Raw genomic sequence first — 19728 nt, 5'->3', positions numbered from 1 at the left:
CAGGCGGACGGCGGGGGCGACGGCCTGGCGGCGGGCACACCGCCGTCCCGCCGGGCGGGGACACCGACGCACCTACCGACGCGCCCGCTGACCGGCGCCCGCCGTCAGCGGTGCGGCAGCCGGGCCCCGCGGATGCTGGCGTCGAGCAGCTGCACCGGGTGCAGCAGCGGGACGTCGGCGAAACCCGCGCCCTCGGCGGAGCCGGGCAGGTACTTCGCGATCTGCAGCAGACAACCCGGATTGGCGGTGACCACCACGTCCGGTTTCGCATCGCGGATGGCGCGGGCCTTGCGCTCGCCGAGCTCGCCCGCGGCATCGGGCATGATCATGTTGTAGATCCCGGCGGAGCCGCAGCACAGCGAGGCCTCGGCGACGTCGAGCAGCTCCAGCTCCGGCACCGTGCGCAGCACCTCCCGCGGCTGCGAGCGCACGCCCTGGGCGTGCCCGAGATGGCAGGCGTCGTGATAGGCGACCCGCGCCGGTACCGGGGTCCGCGGTGCACGCGGGCCGCCGTCGTCGGACCCGGGACGCGAGTACAGCTCGGCGAGGACCTCGTGCACGTCGCGGCAGCGCGCCGAGAACGCGGCCGCCCGGTCGGCCCAGTCGGGATCGTCGGCGAGCAGGTGGCCGTAGTCCTTCATCGACGAGCCGCAGCCCGCGACGTTGGTGACGACGGCGTCGACGTCGAGGGTCTCGAAGCGGGCGATCGTGCGCCGGGCCCGGGCCAGCGCCGACTCCTCGCGACCGGCGTGCACCTCCAGCGCACCGCAGCACTGCTGGTCGCGGGGCACCAGCACGTCGCAGCCCTCGGCGGCGAGCACCCGGACGGTGGCCTCGTTGACCCGGTGGAAGAAGACGTCCTGCACGCAGCCGGTCAGCAGCGCCACCCTGGCCCGCCGCCGTCCGACGGCGGCGGTGTGCACGGGCAGCCTCGCGAAGGCCTCGCGAACGGAGACCGGCGGCAGCAACGATTCCACGGCGGCGAGCCGCCTCATCGTCGGAGCGGCGAGCCGCCTCATCGTCGGAGTGGCGAGCCGCCCGGGCAGCCTCTCCGCCAGCTTCCGGACGGCCGGCAGGGCGCGCAGCCTCTGGTAGAGCGCCCCGGGCAGCGCGGCGAGCCGCAGCCGTCGCCGGTAGGGGAACAGCGCGAAGATCGCGTCGCGGAACAGCTTGTCGGCCCGGTCGCGGGGAACGTTGCGCTCGATCTGCGGGCGCACGGACTCGAGGAGCTTGTCGTACTGGACGCCGGACGGGCAGGCGGTCACACAGGCCATGCAGCCCAGGCAGTTGTCGATGTGCTCGGTGAACGATCCGTCGAGGGTGATCTCGCCCTTCGCGGCGAGGTCCATCAGCAGGATCCGGCCACGCGGGGAGTCCATCTCCTCGCCCCAGAGCACGTAGGTCGGGCAGGTGGGCAGACAGAAGCCGCAGTGCACGCAGTCGTCGAGCAGCTCGCGCTGCGGCGGGTGCACCTCGTCGAACGCGCTGGGCCCCTGCTGGGGGATCTTCGATTCGGCGGAACCGGCGGGGGTGTTCACGCGTGCCTCACATCCAGGGGTCGAAGCGGCCGGCGGCGAACCGGGCCGCGGGGTCGAGCTGCTTCTTGACGGCCACGAGCAGGGCGAGAGCGGACGGCGGGGGCCCCCAGGCGGGCGCGTCGAGGGTGTCCGGGCGGTCGCGCAGCACCGAGGTGCCGCCGACCGCGGCGACCGCGTCGTGCACCTCGGCGACCGCGGCTCCGGGCACCGTGACCGTGGCGACACCGGTGGCCAGGCCCGCGGTGACGGCGGTGGTGGGCAGCGTGGCGAGCAGCGGGGCGAGCCGGGTGGGTGCGCACCCGATCCGGACGACCGCGCCCTGCGGTCCGGCAGCGCCCGCACCGGTGACCGCGGTGGCGGAGGTGCCCGCCGGGCCGGTGGCGGCGACGGCGGCCCGCGCGGAGTCGGGCGGTCCGGGGGTGCCGGCGGTCAGCGCGGCGTGCTCGGCCCATCCCTGCGGGCCGATCTCGCGGGCCTCGGGCCCGAGCAGGTCCAGCAGCCGCCGGGTGCGGGCGGGCAGGGTGCCGGCGCCGCCCTCCAGCCGGACCAGCAGTGTCCCGTCGCCGTCGGAGATCCATTCGACCGCGACCGGTTCGAGCGGGCTCGCCATCAGCCGTTGCACGTGCGCGGCGGCGGCGTCCACCGGTCCGTCCAGCGCCACACAGGTGGTCGCCTTCGGGACCGGGTGCAGCCGCAGCACGACCTCGACCAGCGGCCCGAACGTGCCGTACGAGCCGTGCATCAGCTTGGCCATGTCGTAACCGGCCACGTTCTTGATGACGTGTCCGCCGCTGCGCACCATCGTGCCGTCGGCGAGCACCGTCGTGGTGCCGATCACCAGGTCCCGCAGGCCCCCGTAGACGAGTGCGGACGGGCCGGCGTCGGCGGTCGCGACGAGGCCGCCGACGGTGGCGCCGCGATCGATCCGGGCGGCGTCCAGCGCCAGTCGCTGGCCGTGCTCGGCCAGCTGCTCCTGCAGGTCACGGACGGGGGTCCCGGCGTGCACCGAGACGGTCATGTCACCGGGGTTGTGGGCGATCACCCCGGACAGCGCGGTCAGGTCGATGGTGGCGTCGGGTTCGGCGGGGCGCCCGGCCCATCGGTGGGCGGTGCCTGCCCCGGAGATCGCGAGCCGTCCCGTGGTGTCGAGGACGGCGTCGCGGACCTCCTTGGCCGACGTCGGGCGCAGCGTGGTGGGTGCGGCGCGGGTCATGGGTTCGGGCCCTCCTAGAGACGCTCGATGAGGCCGGCTTCCTCCAGAGGGTGCGGCCGGTAGCGACCCGGTTTCTCGCCGCAGAGCCGCGGGGTGGGCAGCAGCTTGCCGGGGTTGCAGATGTGGTCCGGGTCGAAGCCCGCCCGGACGCGGTCCATCACGGCCAGGTCGTCCTCGCCGAACATGGTCGGCATCGAGCAGGCCTTGTCGGTGCCGATGCCGTGCTCGCCGGACAGTGATCCGCCCATCTCGACGCACAGCTCGGCGATCTGCGCGGACAGCTGCTCGGCCCGTTCGGTCTCGCCGTCGGCGGCCGAGAACAGTACGAGCGGGTGCAGGTTGCCGTCGCCGGCGTGGAAGACGTTCGCGACCCGCAGCCCGGCGGCGGCACCCATCTGCTCGATCCGTTCCAGGATCTCGGCGAGCCGGGTCCGGGGGACGACGCCGTCCTGCACGATGTAGTCCGGCGAGATCCGGCCGACCGCGGCGAAGGCGGCCTTGCGCCCGCGCCAGATGTTGGCCCGTTCCTCCGGCGAGCCCGCGATGTGCAGCCGGGTGCAGCCGTGCCGGTCGCAGATCTCCTTGACCTGCGCGAACTGCTCGTCGCACTCCTCGACGGTGCCGTCGAGCTCGACGACCAGTGCAGCCGGGGTGTCCAGCGAGTAACCGGCCCCGGTGGCGCCCTCGGCGGCTTCGATCGCGAGGGCGTCCATCATCTCGACGGCTGCCGGGACGATCCCGGCGGCGACGATGTCGGAGACGACCTGGCCGCCCGCCGCCACCGACGGGAAGTCGGCCAGCAGGGTGCGCATGACCTCGGGGGTGCGCAGCAGCCGCACGGTGACCGCGGTGACGATGCCGAGCGTGCCCTCCGAGCCGAGGAACACCCCGCGCAGGTCGGGGCCCTGTTGTTCGGCGGAGTCGGTGCCCAGGGTGACCTGCGAACCGTCCGGGAGCACCACGTCGATCGACAGCACGTGGTTGGTGGTGAAGCCGTACTTGAGGCAGTGCGCGCCGCCGGAGTTCTCGGCGACGTTGCCGCCGATCGTGCAGACCTGCTGCGACGAGGGGTCCGGCGCGTAGTAGAGCCCGTACGGGGCGGCCGCCGCGGTGATCTCGGAGTTGGTGACGCCGGGTTCGAGCACGGCGCGGCGGTTGTCCGGGTCGACCTCGAGCACCCGGTTCAGCCGGTTCAGGCCGATGACGACGCCCTCGGCCACCGGCAGCGCCCCGCCGGACAGGCCGGTGCCGGCACCGCGGGCGACGAACGGGATGCGGTGGCGGGCGCAGATCCGCACGCAGCCGGCGACGGCGTCGGCGGTGCGGGGGAGCAGCACGAGCTCGGGCACCACCCGGGCGCCCGTCAGCCCGTCGCACTCGTAGGTGCGGGTGCGCACCGGGTCGTCGATCACGTCGGCGGCGCCGAGCAGGCCGACGAACTCGCTGCGGATGTGCGGGGCAAGGGGCATCGCTGCACTCCCTCCGGCTGGCTGCAGCACGGCGTGGTCGGGCTCACGCGAGCCTACGTCGGCACGGAGCGGTTCGCGTGCCGGATCACTTTCATGATGCGGAAAAGATAGTCCACTGGTAGAAATGCAGCCAGTCCAAGACTCTGGTAGAGAGGGTGGTCACAGATGGCCGACAGCTCCGGGCTGCAGGTCGATCCGCACCTGCGCGCGTTCGTCGAGGACGAGCTGCTGTCCGACGTGGATCTCACTGCCGAGTCGTTCTGGTCGATCCTGGCGCGGCTGCAGGAGCGTTTCGCGCCGAGGATCGCCGACGCGCTCGCCCGGCGGGACGACCTCCAGGCCCGCATCGACGCCTGGCACTCCGAGCACGGCGCGGGACCGGTCGAGGAGTACGAGGCGTTCCTGACCGAGCTGGGGTACCTGCGACCCGACGTCTCCCCGACGATCGACGTCGACCGGGTCGACCCGGAGATCGCCGAGATCCCCGGGCCGCAGCTGGTCGTCCCCGCGACCGTGCCGCGCTACGCGCTGAACGCCGCGAACGCCCGCTGGGGGTCGCTGTTCGACGCCCTCTACGGCACCGACGCGCTCCCGCAGCAGGGTGAGCTCGCGCCCGGTTACGACGAGCAGCGCGGTGCCCAGGTCATCGCCGCCGCCGACGAGCTGCTCGACGAGCTGTTCCCGCTCGCCCGCGGCAGCCACGCGACGGTGAGCGCCTACCGCGTGGCCGAGGGCGGCCTGGTCGCCGACACCCCGGACGGTCCGGTCGTGCTCGCCGATCCCGCGCAGTTCGCCGGCCACCGGGCCACCGACTCCGACGGGCGCGGCGCCGTGCTGCTCACCCGCAACGGGCTGCACCTGGAACTGACCCTGGACCCGACGGCCCGGGTCGGGCGCCAGCACCACGCCGGCGTCGCCGACGTCGTGCTGGAGTCCGCGGTCACCACGATCGTCGATCTCGAGGACTCGGTGGCGACCGTCGACGGCGAGGACAAGGCGGCGGCGTACCGCACCTGGCTGGGCCTGCTCACCGGCGACCTGGTCGCCGAGTTCGAGAAGGGCGGCCGGACCGTCACCCGCCGGGTCAACCCGGACCGCGAGTACACCGCGCCGGACGGCTCGGCGCTGACCCTGCCCGGCCGCTCGCTGATGCTGGTGCGCAACTGCGGCCACCACATGACCACGAACGCGGTGCGGACGGCCGAGGGCACCGAGGTCGCCGAGGGGGTGCTGGACGCACTGGTCTCCGCCGTCGCCGGGCTCTACGACCTGGGACACAAGGGCCCGCACACCAACTCCCGGGCGGGCAGCGTCTACATCGTCAAGCCCAAGCAGCACGGTCCCGACGAGGTCGCGCTGACCGTCGAGCTGTTCGCGGCGGTGGAGGAGGCGCTCGGGCTGAGCCCGAACACCCTCAAGATCGGGATCATGGACGAGGAGAAGCGGACCACCGTCAACCTCGGTGCCTGCATCGAACAGGCGCGCGAGCGGGTCATCTTCGTCAACACCGGGTTCCTGGACCGCACCGGCGACGAGATCCACACCTGCTTCCAGGCGGGTCCGGTGCTGCGCAAGGGCGACATGAGGACCACCACCTGGCTGCAGACCTACGAGGACCGCAACGTCGACGTCGCGCTCGCCGCCGGGTTCTCGCACCGCGCCCAGGTCGGCAAGGGCATGTGGGCCAAGCCGGCCGCGATGGCCGAGATGCTGGAGCAGAAGATCGGTCACCCGAGGGCGGGCGCCAACTGCGCCTGGGTGCCCTCACCGACCGCCGCCACCCTGCACGCGCTGCACTACCTGCGGGTCGACGTGCACGAGGTGCAGTCCCGGATCGCCTCGCGCGGTGTGGCCGAGCGCCGCAAGCTGCTGGAGCTGCCGCTCGCCGACCCGGCGTCGCTGACCCCGGAGCAGATCACCCACGAGCTGGAGACGAACGCCCAGTCGATCCTGGGTTACGTCGTGCGCTGGGTGGGCATGGGCATCGGCTGCTCCACCGTTCCCGACCTGGAGGGTGTCGGGTTGATGGAGGACCGTGCCACGCTGCGGATCTCGGCCCAGCTGGTCGCCAACTGGCTGGCGCACGGCGTCGTCGACGAGCAGACGGTGCGGGACACCTTCGCCCGGATGGCCGCGGTCGTCGACGACCAGAACGCCGGCGAGCCCGGCTACCCCCCGATGGCGAAGGACCCGGCGGGCAGCGAGTCCTTCCAGGCCGCGCTGGAGCTGGTGTTCTCCGGGGCGACCGAGCCGAACGGCTACACCGAGCGCACGCTGACCCGCTGGCGGCAGCGGGTCAAGAGCGCCGCCTGAACCGCCGACACCGCCTGAGCCATGTCGTCACCGGTGCCCCCGGACCCCGGTCCGGGGGCACCGGCGCGTGCGCGGGGGAGGGCGACCATGATCCCCGTTCTGGGAGTTCCGGAGTTCCGCAGCGGCACCTGCGCTCCCGGAACGCGGATCACGGCCGGGCCACCGGTACCCGCCGGCCTCGATCGGCCGGAGATGATGGGCGCGTGCTCGAACTGCGTGTCCGCCCGATGGACCATCCCGACGCGCTGCGGCTGAACGACGAGGTCCAGGCCTACTACCGCGCGGTGTACGGCGACGGTGACGTCACGGCCCTCACCCCGGAGCAGTTCAGCCCGCCGCGCGGCCGCTACCTGGTCGGGTACGACGCCGCGGGCCGCCCGGTCGCGACCGGCGCCTGGCGAGGGGTCGACGCGCGCCCGGACGACCCGGTGCTCCGCGACGGCGACGCGGAGATCAAGCGGATGTATGTCGTGCCCGCAGCGCGCGGGTCCGGTCATGCCCGCACACTGCTCGCCGAGCTCGAACGCACCGCGGCGGACGCCGGGCGCCGGCGGATGATCCTGGAGACCGGGACCGCCCAGCCCGAAGCCATGTCGCTGTACCGCGCGTGCGGGTATCGCCCGATAGGGAGGTTCGGCGTGTACCGGGACGATCATCGCTCACGGTGTTTCGGCAAGCTGCTGCGGGAGTGAGCCCCGGTACGGTGGCGGGCGAAACGTCCGGTTGCTCCGATAGGATGACGGCGGCTCCGCTGCCGTGTCCGTGCCGGCCGCCGGCTCTCCGGTACCGGGGCTGCTCCCCGGCCCGACCACGACGCGAGTGAACTGACCGTCCGAACGACCCCGTGACCTGAGGAGGTGTCGGTGCTCGCCGTCGTGGCCGCCCATCTCGTCCTGGCGTTGTGCCTGCCCGCGCTCGCCCGGTACAACCGGCGGCTGGCCTTCGCGGCCGGTGCTGCCCTGCTCTCCGCCACCCTCGTCTGGGCGATGGCGCAGGCCCCCGCGGCCCTCGGCGCGGGGGTGACCGACGAGATCGCCTGGGCGCCGGAGCTGGGGCTCTCGTTCAGCCTGCGGCTCGACGCGCTGGCCCTGGCGATGATCGTCCTGGTCTCCGGGGTCGGCGCGCTCATCATGGTCTACGCGGCCTGGTACTTCGGCCCGCGCTCGACCGACGCGGCGCGCTCGGCCGCGCTGCTGGTGACCTTCGCCGGGATGATGCTCGGCCTGGTGCTCGCCGACGACCTGCTCACCCTCTACGTGTTCTGGGAGCTCACGTCGCTGACGTCGTTCCTGCTGGTCGGACAGGGTGGTCAGTACCGGGAGAACCGCCGGGCCGCGGTGCAGGCGCTGCTGGTGACCGTCTTCGGCGGGCTCGCGATGCTGCTGGGCATCGTGCTGCTCGGCGAGCTGGCCGGGACCTACTCGATCCCCGAGATCACCGCCGCGGCAGGCGCGGGCACCCTGGCCGCGGACCAGCCGGTCGCACTGGGCTTCGCGCTGGTGCTGATCCTGCTCGGCGCGCTGACCAAGTCCGCGCAGCTGCCGTTCCACCCGTGGCTGCCCTACGCGATGGCCGCCCCGACCCCGATCTCGGCCTACCTGCACGCCGCCTCGATGGTGAAGGCGGGCGTCGTTCTGGTGGCCCGGCTCGGGCCGGCGTTCTCGGCGTACGCGGTGTGGTGGGTGCCGGTGGTCGTGCTCGGCCTGGCGACGATGCTGCTCGGCGGCTGGCGTGCGCTGCGCCAGACCGACCTCAAGCGGCTGCTCGCCTTCGGCACCGTCAGTCAGCTCGGGTTCCTCATGGTGCTGTTCGGTGCCGGCTCCCGGGTCGCCGCGCTCGCCGGCATCGCCATGCTGCTCGCGCACGGCCTGTTCAAGGCGCCGCTGTTCATGGTGGTCGGTGCGATCGACAAGGCGTGCGGGACGCGTGACCTGCGGGAGCTGTGCGGGCTCGGGCGGCGCCGGCGAGGCCTGGCGTTCCTGGCCTGCCTGGCGGGGTTGTCCATGGCCGGCCTGCCGCCGATGCTCGGTTTCGTCGGCAAGGAGGCGGCCTACGAGGCGTTCGTGCTGGAGGGCGGGTTCCGCGGCTGGATCCTCGCGATCGGTCTGCTCGCCGGTTCGCTGCTGACCGTCGCCTACACCGCACGCTTCCTGTGGGGGGCGTTCTCGACCAAGGGGCTGCAGCCCACCGGCGGGGACCCGGTCCCGCTCGGCCTGTCCGGCCCGGCCTGGCTGTGCGCGCTGGCCGGGCTCGGCGCCGGGTTCGCCGCGCCCGCCGTCCAGGAGCTGGCCGCCGCCTACGCCCGGCCGCTGCCCTCGCTCGGCGACGCCTACGCCGCGCAGTACGAGCTCGCGCTGTGGCACGGCATCGGTGTCGCGCTGGCGTTCTCCGCGATCGCCGTGGTCGGCGGTGTGCTGTTGCACCGGTACGGCTCGGCGCTGACCGGCCGCGTCGTGCTGCACGACATCTCGGCGCAGCGCGGCTACGAGTCGGTGGTGACGGGTCTGGAGCGGGCCGCGATCACCGTCACCGGCCGGCTGCAGATCGGCTCGCTGCCGGTCTACCTGGGCTTCATCCTGGTCACCCTGATCGCGCTGCCGTCCCCGGCGCTGCTGATGGGCGGGGTGCTGCCGCAGGACCAGGTCGTCTACCACTCGATCATGCAGGTCCCGGTGGGCCTGATGGTGATCGTCGCCGCGCTCGCGCTGTGCCGGGCCCGCCGACGGTTCACCGCGGTGCTGCTGGTCGGCGCCGTCGGCTACGGCATCGGCGGACTGTTCGTCATCGACGGTGCCCCGGACCTCGCCCTCGCCCAGTTCCTGGTGGAGACGCTCACCCTGGTCGTGTTCGTGTTCGTGCTCCGGCGCCTGCCCGCGCACTTCGACGAGCCGGACACCGAGCGCCGGGTGCGGCTGCCCAAGGCGGTCGTGGCCTCGGTCGGCGGCGTACTCGTCGCCGGCATGGCGGTGATCTTCTCCGGAGCCCGGGTGCTCCCGCCCGCGACCACGGCGGACTTCGTCGCGTCCGCGCCCGAGGCGGGCGCCACCAACCTGATCAGTGCCATCCTGGTCGACTTCCGCGCGCTGGACACCATCGGAGAGATCACGATCCTGCTGATCTGCGCCGCCGGGGTGGCGAGCCTGGTGCTGGCCACCCGTTACGACAAACGGAAGGGCGGCCAGGTCGTGACGAGCGGGTCGGGCTCCCCGAAGCACGAACAGGAGGTGCTGGGATGACCACGTCACGCGAGGCACCGGCGGGCCGCACCACCGGGCCCGCCGACGCCGGACCGGCCTCCGGCGGGTCCTGGGTGCGCTGGGACGAGCCCAGCGGCCGGTGGATGCTGCCCGGGAACTGCCCGGACACCCGGGAGCGGACCCTGGTGCTGGAGGCGGCCGCCCGGCTGCTCTTCCCGACCGTGCTGGTGTTCTCGGTCTTCCTGCTGTTCGAGGGGCACTACGGCCCCGGTGGCGGCTTCTCCGGCGGGTTGGTCGCCGGCCTGGCGTTCGTGCTGCGGCACATCGCGGGTGGCGACGACAACCTCGGCTCCAAGTTCCGGGTCCGGCCGCCGGTCGTGGTCGGCACCGGGCTGACGATCGCCGTCGTCACCGGGCTCGCTCCGGTGCTGTGGGGCGAACCGGTCCTGGCCAGCACCAAGTGGACGATCACGTTCGGCGAGTTCGGCTATCTCGACATCGTGACCAGCCTGCTGATCGACGTCGGGGTGTACCTGCTCATCATCGGTGTGGTGCTGGACCTGCTGCGCTCGCTCGGCTCCGGCATCGCCCGGGACGCCCGCGAGGCAGGCGAGGGCCCGCCGGGCGGCGACCGCGGCGGTGACCGATGAACATGACGATCAACCTGAGCATGGCGCTGGTGCTCGCCGTGCTCTACTCGGTCGGGTTCTACCTGCTGATGCAGCGCTCCCTGATGCGGATCCTGATCGGCATCGTGGTGCTCGGGCACGGAGCGAACCTGCTGCTGCAGCTGGCGGGCGGGCCGCCCGGCCGGGCGCCCATCCTGGACACGGCCGGATTGAGCGAGTTCACCGACCCGCTGCCCCAGGCGCTCGCGCTGACCGCGATCGTGATCACCTTCGCGCTCACCACCTACCTGCTCGCGCTGGGTTACCGCTCGTGGGTGCTGGTCGGCCACGACGAGGTCCAGGACGACGTCGAGGACCGCCGGATCGCCGCCCGCCAGAAGCCGGACGGCGCGATGGAGGAGGGCACCGCGGCGGAGACCGAGAGCTCCCCCGAGGACACCGCCGACTCCCACGAGCTCGAGGAGGGCCGCAAGTGACCCTGCTCCAGGCACTGGTCGCGTTCCCGGTGCTGCTCCCCATGCTGGGGGCCGCCGCCAGCGTGATCGTCGGCCGCCGCGCGTCGCTGCAGCGGGTGATCGGTGTGGTGACCCTGGCGACCGTCTGCGTGGTGGCCGGCATCCTGCTGGTCTCCGCGGACCGCCACGGGCCGGTCGTCGCCGAGCTCGGCGGCTGGCCCGCCCCGATGGGCATCGTGCTGGTCGCCGACCGGATGTCGGCGCTGCTGCTGCTGATCTCGGCGCTGGTCACGCTCGCCGTCCTGGTCTACGCGATCGACCAGCGGATCTCCGACTACGGCCGGGAGACGGCCAGCACCACCTTCCACCCGATCTTCCTGTTGCTCTCGACGGGGGTCTCGCTCGCGTACCTGACCGGCGACCTGTTCACGTTGTTCGTCGCGTTCGAGATCATGCTGGCGTCGTCCTACGTGCTGATCACCCGACGTACCTCGGCGTCGCGGATCCGGTCCGGGATGACCTACGTGATCGTCTCGCTGACGTCGTCGCTGCTGTTCCTGACCGCGGTGGGCTTCGTCTACGCCGCGACCGGCACGGTCAACCTGGCCGATCTCGCGGGCCGGATGGAGCTGCTGCCCGACGGCCTGCAGGCGGTGCTGGCGCTGGTGCTGGTCGTGGTGTTCGGGATCAAGGCGGCGATCGTGCCGCTGCACTTCTGGCTGCCCGACAGCTACCCGAACGCCCCCGCCCCGGTGACGGCGCTGTTCGCCGGTCTGCTGACCAAGGTCGGCATCTACGCCCTGCTGCGCACCCAGACGCTGGTGTTCCCGCAGGACGACCCCTCGATGCTGCTGCTGGTGATCGCGGCGCTGACGATGGTGGTCGGTGCGCTCGGCGCCGTCGCACAGGACGACCTCAACCGGCTGCTGTCGTTCCTGCTGGTCAGCCACATCGGATTCATGCTGTTCGGGCTGGCGGTCTGGACGCCGGAGGGGATCGCCGGCACTGCGCTCTACGTCGTTCACCACATCACCGTCCAGGCGACGTTGTTCCTGGTCAGCGGTCTGATCACGCGCCGGACCGGGACGGTGTCGATCAGCCAGATGGGTGGTCTCGCGCAGACCGCGCCGCACCTGGCCGTGCTGTTCGCGATCCCCGCGATCACCCTGGCCGGCCTGCCACCGACGTCGGGTTTCGTCGCGAAGCTGGCGCTGCTGCAGGCCGGTGCCGGAGCGGGGTTGGCCAGCGAGATCGTGGCCGCCTTCGTCGTGGTCGCGAGCCTGCTGACCCTCTACGCGGTGGCCCGGGTCTGGGTCCGGGTGTTCTGGGGCACGCCGAAGGAGCCACTGGTCGACAACGACCCGAACGACGAGCTGGTCGTCGGGACCGCGCGCAGCGCCCGCGGGATGTACGTCGGGGCCTCCTCGCTGGTCGTGGTCAGCATCGTGATCGCGCTGTTCGCCGGTCCGCTGTCCGCGGTCACCGCCCGCGCCGGGGACGACCTGCACAGCCGCGAGGCCTACCGCGGCGCGGTGCTCGAACCGGCCCCGCCCGACGGCGCGACGGCCGCCCCCGGCACCGGGGGACCGGACACGGCGGAGCCGGAGGGCGCCGCCGCTGGTGAGGCGCTCGGCGCGTCCGCAGGCGACGCCGCGGAGGTGGCCCCGTGACCCGGGACCGGTCGAGCGGTGCCGGTGACCGCGACGCCACCGGAGTGGACGGCGAGCAGCCCGACCTGCGGGCCGAACTCGGCGTCACCGCAGCCGAGACCGGCACGGAACCGACCGACAGCACGACGACGGGAGACGCCACGGACGGGACGACGACCGGCGGCACGAGCGGCGATCCGGTGGCCTCCGGCCGCGGGGACGGCGCGGGATCCGGTGACGGTGCCGGGCCGGTCACCGGGACCAGTGACACCACCGGCCGCACCCCGGCGAGGGTGCCCCCACCGGTGCCCGACACCACGGCCGAGCCGATGGCCGGCTCGGCGCGGATCGGCGACTGGCGCCGCCGGGTCCCGCAGGTGCTCGCGCTGGCCGCGGTCTGGGTGCTGCTCTGGGGCAGTCTGACCCCGATGGCGATCGTCGGCGGTGTGCTCGTCGGCCTGCTGGTGACGGTGGTCTTCCCGCTGCCGGTGCTGCCGGAGCGGCTGCCGGTCCGGCCGGTGAAGGCGCTGCGGCTGATCGGGTACCTGATGTGGGACCTCGTCGCGTCGGGGGTCCGGGTCAGCGCGGTGACGCTGATGCACGGCCCGCGCGCCAAGGCGGGGATCCTCGGGCTGCCGCTGTACAGCAGCTCGGACCGGACCACGACGACGATCATCGCGGCCTGTGCACTGACCCCGGGCAGCTACGTGCTGCAGGTCGACCGCCGCCGCGGGCGGTGGTACGTCTACGCGCTCGGCCTGCATCGCGACGGCGCGGTCGAACGCGTCCGCCGGGAGATGATGAACCTGCAGCTGCGCGTGGTCGAGGCGCTCGGCACCGAGGACGACGTGCGCCGGTGCCGGGAGGCCATGGAGGACGCCGCACCCGACCGGAAGACGCGGAGGTCGTCGCGATGAGCGTCGTCTACACGCTGGTCCTGTCCATGCTCACCGTCGCGGCGCTGCTCGCTCTGTGGCGGCTGTTGCAGGGGCCCACCACGCTGGACCGGATCGCGGCCCTCGACGTGTTCGTCGTGCTCATCGTGGCTGCGGCCGCGGTGTACGCGGCGATCTACTCGGACGGGTCGAACATCCCGCTGCTGGCCGCCGTCGCGCTGATCGCGCTGGTCGGCTCGGCGACCGCGGCCCGGCTCGTCGAACGATGGGAGCGGCACCGCTGATGTCCGTATCCGACGTGATCTCCGCAGCCTTCATGCTGACCGGCGGACTGTCCTGCCTGCTCGGTGCGCTCGGCCTGGTCCGGCTGCCCGACCTGCCGGCCCGGCTGCAGGCGACCACGAAGCCGCAGACGCTGGGGCTGCTGCTGATCCTGATCGGTGTCGCGGTGCGGTTGGACTTCGAGAACTCCTCGACGCTGGTGCTCGTGGTGCTGTTCCAGGTGCTGACCGCGCCGGTGATCTCGCAGGTCGTCGGCCGCTCGGCGTACCGCAGTGGCGCGATCGACCGGAACTCGCTGGTCGTCGACGACCTCGGCGTGCAGATGGAGGCCGACGCCCGCGCCTGGGCGGTGGCTCCGCCTCAGTCCGGCGGATCGGCGGGGGGCGATGGGGGCGCGTCCTCCCGCGACGTCGACGGTGTCGACGGGACGTCCGAGCGGTAGGCCGCGTGCCCGATCGCGAAGCTGGCGATCGGGATCGTGAACAGCTGCAGGGCCACCGCCACGCCGAGCGTGAGGAGCACCCCGGGCTCGGGGAGGAGCACACCCACCCCGACGAGCAGCGCCACGATGCCCAGCCCGGCGGCCTTGGTGACGGCATTGGTGCGGTTGTAGATGTCGGGCAGCCGGAGCATGCCGATCGCCCCCGAGGCGATCAACAGCACCCCGGCGGCGACGATCGCCCCGCCGATCGTGTTCTGCACCGGTCCGCCGGTGAGCAGGTCCGGCGTGCTCACGAGCTCGCCCAGACCAGCCGGGCCACCGCGACCGTGGTCAGGAACCCGACCAGGGTCGCGACGACGACGAGATCGAGCATCGCGGTCGACCCGAGCCGCAGCGCGAGCAGCGCGACGAACCCGACGACGACCACGAAGCCGTAGTCCACGGCGAGCCCGCGGTCGGCCTCGGTCGGGCCGCGCAGCACCCGGTACACCGCGACGAGCAGGCTCAGCCCCAGCACGACCAGGCCGGCGTCGAACAGCAGGGTGGCGGTCACTCGTCGTCCTCCTCGGGTGACGGCCGGCGCAGGCAGGTGAGCAATCGGTCCTCCATCTCCTGCACGCTGGTGCGGAGCTCCTCGGGATCGCTCGCGTGCATGCCGTGCACGGTCAGGACCGGGGCGCCCGAGCCGGTGGCCAGGTTCAGCGCCAGCGTGCCCGGGGTGAGACTGATCAGGCTCATGATCGAGGCGAGCTCGACCATGCTGCGGGAACGCAGCCGGATCCGGACCACGGCCGGGTCGATGCTGTGCCCGGGGGTGAGCACCTCGCGGAGCACGACGGCGTTGGCCCGCAAGAACTCCCCGGTGAACCAGATGAGGAAGTGGACCGTGGCCAGCAGCCTGCTGTCCCCGGGTGCACGGGTGCGGCCGGTCATCGGGATCCCACCGCCCCGGTGTAGGCGGCGGTGTCGAACAACCCCTCGGCGGCGGCCGCCGACACGGCGAGCAGCGGTTCGGCGGCCAGGCCGAGCAACAGGCTCGATCCGCCCAGCGCGAGCGCCGGGACCACGGACCGGACCGGGACCCGCAGCGCGACGACCGTGCCGCTCGCGCCCGCCGGGTCGGGCACGGGAGCGTCGCCACCCCAGAACACGCCGTTCCAGATCTTGAGCATCGACAGCAGGGTGAACACGCTGACTCCGATCGCGACGAGTGCGGCGGCGACCTGTGCTGCGTCCACGGCACCGAGCACGAGGGCGAGCTTCCCGACGAACCCGGACATCGGTGGGATCCCGGCCAGCGACAACGCCGACACGGCGAAGGCCACCGCGGCGGCCGGGCTGTGTGCGGCGAGCCCGCCGAGCCGGGCCAGCTCACCGGTCCCGACATGTCGTTCGACCGCACCGGCCACCATCAGCAGGGCGGCCTTGACCAGCACGTACTGCACCATGAAGTAGATCGCGGCGGCCAGCCCGACCGGTGTGAACAGTGCCAGCCCGAGCACGATGTACCCGAGCTGGCTGACCATGTGGAAGGTCAGGATCTGGCGCATCCCGCCGGCGCCCACCGCGGCGAGCACACCGACGACCATGGTGAGCAGGGCCGCTGCCAGGACGACGGGCAGGAACCGCGGGTCCCCGTCGTGGACGACGGCGTAGATCCGGAACAGCGCGTACACACCGACCTTGGTGAGCAGCCCGGAGAACAGCACGGTGACCGCGGCCGGGGCCACCGAGTACGCCCGTGGCAACCAGTTGTGCAGCGGGACCAGCGCCGCCTTCACCGACAGCGCGAGCAGGATGAGCGAGGTCGCGGCGGCCACCCGCGGGTCGGCGACGGCGGCGCCGGCGAGGTCGCCGAGCTGCACGGTGCCCGCGACGCCGTAGACCAGGCCCAGCCCGGCCAGGAAGACGGTGGAGGCGAGCAGGTTCACCGTCAGGTAGAGCCGGGCGGCGGCGAGCCGCTCCGGGTTGCGGCCGGTCGCGATCAGCACGTAGCTGGGGACCAGCATGACCTCGATGAACACGAACAGGTTGAACAGGTCCGCGGTCAGGTAGGCGCCGTTCACCCCGGCCAGCAGCAGCATCGCCTGGGGGAGGAACGCGCGGAGCTCGTCGCTCGACTCGAGATCACCGGTGCCGCCGCCGTCGAGCGCGGCGAACGCCAGGCACGCGAGCCCCAGCACCCCGGTGACCACCAGCATCACCGAGCCGAAGGCATCGGCGGCGAACGGGATGGCGATACCGTCCGGCCAGCCGCCGAGCCGCTGCACGACCACGGTGCCGTCGGTGGTGACGGCGAGCAGGTACCCGGCGACGGCGGTGCAGGCGACGACCGCGGTGAACGCGATCGCGCGGCGGGCCGGCAGCGGCATCCGGAACCCGACGAGGATCAGCAGACCGGCGGCGAACAGCGGGATCGCGACCGGCGCGACGACCAGTGCCTCGGGCCCGCTCACCGGTCCTCACCCCGCGCGGAGCCACCGGCCCGCTCGGTGCGCTCCCGGTCCGGGGCGCTGCGGGCGGCCTCGTCGTGATCCGGGTCGGCGTGCCCGGTGCCCTGTTCGTCACCCGCCTTGAGCAGCGCCAGCAGGTACACGGTGATCGCGAAGGCGATCACGATGGCGGTCAGCACGAACGCCTGCGGCAGCGGGTCCGCCATCGCGGCCCGGTCCTGCTGGCCGAGCAGCGGGGGCTGCCGGTTGTACATCCCGCCCGCGGAGATGATCAGAACGTTGACGCCGTGACCGAGCAGGATGAACCCGAGGACCACCCGCAACAGTTCGCGCTGCAGGATCAGGTACACGCCTCCGGTGACGAGCACCGTGACGACGACCGCGGCCGTCACCGGGTGGTCCCCTCGGGCGTGTCCCGGCCGCGGCGGGCCAGCACCGGGCCGATGCGGGTCCGGCCGCCGACCCGGTCGACCGCGGCCACCATCAGTCCCACCACCATCAGATAGATCCCCAGGTCGAAGACGAACGAGGACAGCAGCACCTCGCCGGGCAGGTAGACCGGCGTCAGGAACGGCAGCCCGAGCGGCTGGACGGCGAGCCCGGTCAGCAGGCTGAGCAGCAGGCCGCTGCCGACGAGCGGCTCCGGGCGCAGCCGCAGCGCCCACGCGTCCCCGCGGTGAGCGAGCCGCAGGAACAGCACCGCCACCCCGGCGACGAGCGAGGAGATGAACCCGCCGCCCGGTTCGTCGTGCCCGCGCCACAGCAGGAACAGCGACAGCAGGAGCATCACCGGGAACAGCACCCGGCTCGCGACCCGCATCACGACGGTGTCCGCGGGCCCGTCACGGGCGAACCGCTCGGATTCACCGGCGCGACCCGGGTGCACGGTGTCGTCGGTGCGCCGGAGCAGGACGAGCAGGCCCAGTGCGGCGGCGCCGACGACCACCGCCTCGCCGAAGGTGTCCATCCCACGGAAGTCGACCAGGATGGTGTTGACGACGTTCGTGCCGCCGGTCGCCTCCTGCGCGGTGTCCAGGAAGTACCCGCCGACCTCGGACGGCGGCCGCCGCCCGGTCAGCACGAACGTGGCGACACCCAGCGAGAGCCCCGCGGCGAGCGCGGTGAGGGCGGCCGGCGTGGCATGCAGACGCGCGGGTCGCGCCAGCCGCTCCCCGCGCCCGCGCAGCACGAACACCGCCACCACGGTGGTCAGCACCTCGACCAGCAGCAGGGTCATCGCGACGTCCGGCGCGCCGGCGAGCAGCAGCCACAACGCCGTCGCCAGCCCGGCGAAGCCGGTGAGGGTCAGCGCGGCGAGCACCGAGCGGGTGACCGCGGCACCGGCCACCGTCGCCAGCACCAGCACCACGACCAGCCAGTCCAGGCCCTCCACGGCGGGGCCGGGGTACCCGGGCAGCGCCGGCAGCCCGATCCCGACGACGACGGCGAGCACCGGCAGCAGCAGGACCGGCCGGGCCAGGACGGCGGCCGGCGTCGGGTCCACGTCGGGCCTGCCGACCAGCCCACCGAACTCGATCACGCGGGCCCGGACCCGGTCGTGGACCGCGGAACCGTCGGGCACCCGCAGCCGGTGCAGCAGCGTGTCCACCGGTCCGCGCCAGTGGAACAGCGCATACCCGGCGGCGAAGGTCACCAGCGACAGCACCAGCGCCGTGTTCACCCCGTGCCACAGCGCGAACGTCGCCGGCTCGGCACCCGGGTACAGGTCGGTGGTGGCGCGGTCGGTGAGCGGGTTCAGGACACCGACGCCCGCGCCGAGGGCCAGGCCGAGCAGGGCGGCCACCGCGGCCGGCGCGAGGAACGCCGTCGACGGCTCGTACAGACCGGGCTGGGTGAGCGTGCCGCCGAACGCGCCGTAGACGATCCGGGCGCTGTAGGCGAACGTCAGCGCGGAGGCGATGACGGCGGTGACCGCGGCGACCGGGCCTGCGCCCGGGGCGAAGTCGGCCTCCAGGAACCCCTCGAAGAGGGTCTCCTTCGAGACGAACCCGATCAACGGGGGGACGCCGGCCATCGACAGCGCCGCGATCCCGGTGAGCGTCGCGGTGACCGGCATGACCCTCCGCAGTCCGCCGAGCTCGCGCACGTCGCGGCTGCCCGCCTCCTTGTCGATGATCCCGGCCAGCATGAACAGGGTGGCCTTGAACAGCGCGTGCGCGAACGTGTGCAGCACCGCCGCGGACAGCGCGTACGAGGTGCCGACGCCGATCGCCGCCGTCAGCAGACCGAGCTGGCTGACCGTGGACTGGGCGAGGATCGCCTTCAGGTCGTGCTCGCGCAGCGCCAGCACGGCACCGACCACGGCGGTCAGCAGGCCGAGCGGGACGAGCACCATCGACCACGCCGTCGTCGGGACGTAGACCGGGGAGAAGCGCATCAGCAGGTAGATGCCGGCCTTCACCATCGTCGCGGCGTGCAGGTAGGCGCTGATCGGGGTCATCGCGACCATCGCGCCGGGCAACCAGTACGAGAACGGCAGCTGGGCGGACTTGGTCGCCGCGGCCAGGATCAGCAGGGCCGCGGCCGGCACCGCGAGCGGGCTGGCGAGCACCACGTCGGGGTTCTCGACGATCATGCCCAGATCGGTGGTCCCGGCCGCCACGGCGATCATCACGACCGCGCCGAGCAGGGCGAACCCACCCGTCGCGGTCACCACGAGCGCCCGGCCCGCGGGCGCCGCCCCGCGCGGCCCGGCTGTGTTGATCAGCAGGAACGACAGGACGGTGGTGAGCTCCCAGAACACGTAGAGCAGCACCAGGTCGTTCGCGGTGACCAGGCCGATCATCGCGGCGGCGAAACCGGCCAGCAGGCCGTAGACCGTCCCGGCCGGGTGACCCTCGCCCAGGTAACGGGAGCTGTAGGCCATGACGAGCGCGCCCACACCGAGCACGATCGTCACGAACAGCAGCGACAGGCCGTCCATCCGCAGGCCGAGGGCGACACCGAGGGTCGGCATCCAGTCGTAGGAGATGGTGAGCACCGCGCCGTCGACGATCGCGCCGGCCGAGGTGTTGGCGTACACGGCGAGCGCGGCGAGGCCCACCGCCAGCGGGTAGCCCGCGTTGCGGCCGAACAGGCGCGCGAGGAGCGGAGCGGCCAGCGCCAGGAGGACCGAACCGCCGAGGACGATCAGCGGGAGCACCGGACGACGGCCTCCGTCCGGGGCCCGGG

Annotated in this window: 18 protein-coding genes; 9 read left to right on the top strand and 9 right to left on the bottom strand. The window is 72.9% G+C overall.

The window, feature by feature from the left end; genetic code table 11:
• Positions 1-104: 104 nt before the first annotated feature.
• The 3 genes from AB0J24_RS06515 to AB0J24_RS06505 are packed head-to-tail and all read right to left on the bottom strand — an operon-like array spanning position 105 to position 4220.
• On the bottom strand, positions 105-1538 hold the full coding sequence (locus tag AB0J24_RS06515; protein WP_358676375.1) for a heterodisulfide reductase-related iron-sulfur binding cluster: 1434 nt from the start codon (positions 1536-1538) through the stop codon (positions 105-107).
• 7 nt (positions 1539-1545) lie between these two features.
• The gene (locus tag AB0J24_RS06510; RefSeq protein ID WP_358676372.1) at positions 1546-2751 is read right to left on the bottom strand and encodes an FAD-binding protein; all 1206 of its coding nucleotides are present in this window, start codon (positions 2749-2751) and stop codon (positions 1546-1548) included.
• 14 nt (positions 2752-2765) lie between these two features.
• Positions 2766-4220: an FAD-linked oxidase C-terminal domain-containing protein gene (locus AB0J24_RS06505; RefSeq protein ID WP_358676369.1), complete on the bottom strand. Its 1455-nt coding sequence runs from the start codon at positions 4218-4220 to the stop codon at positions 2766-2768.
• A gap of 165 nt (positions 4221-4385) precedes the next feature.
• Between AB0J24_RS06505 and AB0J24_RS06500 the strand changes: the two genes are divergently transcribed.
• The 9 genes from AB0J24_RS06500 (at position 4386) to mnhG (AB0J24_RS06460) (ending at position 14083) form a co-directional block, all read left to right on the top strand.
• Positions 4386-6533, top strand: coding sequence for a malate synthase G (locus AB0J24_RS06500; RefSeq protein WP_358676367.1), 2148 nt, complete (start codon positions 4386-4388; stop codon positions 6531-6533).
• Positions 6534-6745: 212 nt separating this feature from the next.
• Positions 6746-7225: a GNAT family N-acetyltransferase gene (locus AB0J24_RS06495; RefSeq protein ID WP_358676470.1), complete on the top strand. Its 480-nt coding sequence runs from the start codon at positions 6746-6748 to the stop codon at positions 7223-7225.
• A gap of 171 nt (positions 7226-7396) precedes the next feature.
• Positions 7397-9769, top strand: coding sequence for a hydrogen gas-evolving membrane-bound hydrogenase subunit E (gene mbhE / locus AB0J24_RS06490; protein WP_358676365.1), 2373 nt, complete (start codon positions 7397-7399; stop codon positions 9767-9769).
• On the top strand, positions 9766-10380 hold the full coding sequence (locus AB0J24_RS06485) for an MnhB domain-containing protein (RefSeq protein ID WP_358676362.1): 615 nt from the start codon (positions 9766-9768) through the stop codon (positions 10378-10380). Before mbhE (AB0J24_RS06490) ends, AB0J24_RS06485 begins: the two co-directional genes overlap by 4 nt.
• 2 nt (positions 10381-10382) lie before the next feature.
• The gene (locus AB0J24_RS06480; RefSeq protein ID WP_358676359.1) at positions 10383-10835 is read left to right on the top strand and encodes a Na(+)/H(+) antiporter subunit C; all 453 of its coding nucleotides are present in this window, start codon (positions 10383-10385) and stop codon (positions 10833-10835) included.
• The gene (locus tag AB0J24_RS06475; RefSeq protein ID WP_358676356.1) at positions 10832-12484 is read left to right on the top strand and encodes a Na+/H+ antiporter subunit D; all 1653 of its coding nucleotides are present in this window, start codon (positions 10832-10834) and stop codon (positions 12482-12484) included. Before AB0J24_RS06480 ends, AB0J24_RS06475 begins: the two co-directional genes overlap by 4 nt.
• On the top strand, positions 12481-13380 hold the full coding sequence (locus tag AB0J24_RS06470; RefSeq protein ID WP_358676353.1) for a Na+/H+ antiporter subunit E: 900 nt from the start codon (positions 12481-12483) through the stop codon (positions 13378-13380). The genes AB0J24_RS06475 and AB0J24_RS06470 overlap by 4 nt, the downstream gene beginning before the upstream one ends.
• Positions 13377-13643 (top strand): monovalent cation/H+ antiporter complex subunit F, encoded by a 267-nt coding sequence (locus AB0J24_RS06465; protein WP_358676350.1) that lies wholly within the window; start codon positions 13377-13379, stop codon positions 13641-13643. Before AB0J24_RS06470 ends, AB0J24_RS06465 begins: the two co-directional genes overlap by 4 nt.
• Positions 13643-14083, top strand: coding sequence for a monovalent cation/H(+) antiporter subunit G (gene mnhG / locus AB0J24_RS06460; RefSeq protein ID WP_358676347.1), 441 nt, complete (start codon positions 13643-13645; stop codon positions 14081-14083). The genes AB0J24_RS06465 and mnhG (AB0J24_RS06460) overlap by 1 nt, the downstream gene beginning before the upstream one ends.
• Here the strand turns inward: mnhG (AB0J24_RS06460) and mnhG (AB0J24_RS06455) are convergent.
• From mnhG (AB0J24_RS06455) to mbhE (AB0J24_RS06430), 6 genes are read right to left on the bottom strand one after another with little or no spacing between them, the layout of a single operon-like run.
• Entirely contained in the window at positions 14002-14376 is a 375-nt protein-coding gene (gene mnhG / locus AB0J24_RS06455) for a monovalent cation/H(+) antiporter subunit G (RefSeq protein ID WP_358676345.1), read from the bottom strand. The genes mnhG (AB0J24_RS06460) and mnhG (AB0J24_RS06455) overlap by 82 nt on opposite strands.
• Positions 14373-14636: a monovalent cation/H+ antiporter complex subunit F gene (locus AB0J24_RS06450; RefSeq protein WP_358676342.1), complete on the bottom strand. Its 264-nt coding sequence runs from the start codon at positions 14634-14636 to the stop codon at positions 14373-14375. The genes mnhG (AB0J24_RS06455) and AB0J24_RS06450 overlap by 4 nt, the downstream gene beginning before the upstream one ends.
• The gene (locus tag AB0J24_RS06445; RefSeq protein WP_358676339.1) at positions 14633-15016 is read right to left on the bottom strand and encodes a Na+/H+ antiporter subunit E; all 384 of its coding nucleotides are present in this window, start codon (positions 15014-15016) and stop codon (positions 14633-14635) included. Before AB0J24_RS06445 ends, AB0J24_RS06450 begins: the two co-directional genes overlap by 4 nt.
• Positions 15013-16539, bottom strand: coding sequence for a monovalent cation/H+ antiporter subunit D family protein (locus tag AB0J24_RS06440; protein ID WP_358676337.1), 1527 nt, complete (start codon positions 16537-16539; stop codon positions 15013-15015). Before AB0J24_RS06440 ends, AB0J24_RS06445 begins: the two co-directional genes overlap by 4 nt.
• Complete coding sequence (locus AB0J24_RS06435) at positions 16536-16928, bottom strand: cation:proton antiporter subunit C (protein WP_358676334.1); 393 nt, start codon at positions 16926-16928, stop codon at positions 16536-16538. The genes AB0J24_RS06440 and AB0J24_RS06435 overlap by 4 nt, the downstream gene beginning before the upstream one ends.
• Positions 16925-19699 carry a hydrogen gas-evolving membrane-bound hydrogenase subunit E gene (gene mbhE / locus AB0J24_RS06430; protein WP_358676331.1) on the bottom strand — a complete coding sequence of 925 codons (2775 nt, stop codon included), beginning with the start codon at positions 19697-19699 and terminating at the stop codon, positions 16925-16927. The genes AB0J24_RS06435 and mbhE (AB0J24_RS06430) overlap by 4 nt, the downstream gene beginning before the upstream one ends.
• Positions 19700-19728: the final 29 nt, after the last annotated feature.

Source organism: Pseudonocardia sp. NPDC049635 (assembly GCF_040659795.1).
In the GTDB taxonomy this organism is placed as follows: Bacteria; Actinomycetota; Actinomycetes; order Mycobacteriales; family Pseudonocardiaceae; genus Pseudonocardia.
This window is presented reverse-complemented; position numbering and strand designations above follow the sequence as displayed.

Bases quoted from the DNA above. Each gene is read 5' to 3' on its own strand.
- AB0J24_RS06510 (WP_358676372.1), bottom strand. From the start codon at position 2,751: ATGACCCGCGCCGCACCCACCACGCTGCGCCCGACGTCGGCCAAGGAG.
- AB0J24_RS06505 (WP_358676369.1), bottom strand. From the start codon at position 4,220: ATGCCCCTTGCCCCGCACATCCGCAGCGAGTTCGTCGGCCTGCTCGGC.
- AB0J24_RS06500 (WP_358676367.1), top strand. From the start codon at position 4,386: ATGGCCGACAGCTCCGGGCTGCAGGTCGATCCGCACCTGCGCGCGTTC.
- AB0J24_RS06485 (WP_358676362.1), top strand. From the start codon at position 9,766: ATGACCACGTCACGCGAGGCACCGGCGGGCCGCACCACCGGGCCCGCC.
- AB0J24_RS06480 (WP_358676359.1), top strand. From the start codon at position 10,383: ATGACGATCAACCTGAGCATGGCGCTGGTGCTCGCCGTGCTCTACTCG.
- AB0J24_RS06465 (WP_358676350.1), top strand. From the start codon at position 13,377: ATGAGCGTCGTCTACACGCTGGTCCTGTCCATGCTCACCGTCGCGGCG.
- mnhG (WP_358676347.1), top strand. From the start codon at position 13,643: ATGTCCGTATCCGACGTGATCTCCGCAGCCTTCATGCTGACCGGCGGA.
- AB0J24_RS06445 (WP_358676339.1), bottom strand. From the start codon at position 15,016: ATGACCGGCCGCACCCGTGCACCCGGGGACAGCAGGCTGCTGGCCACG.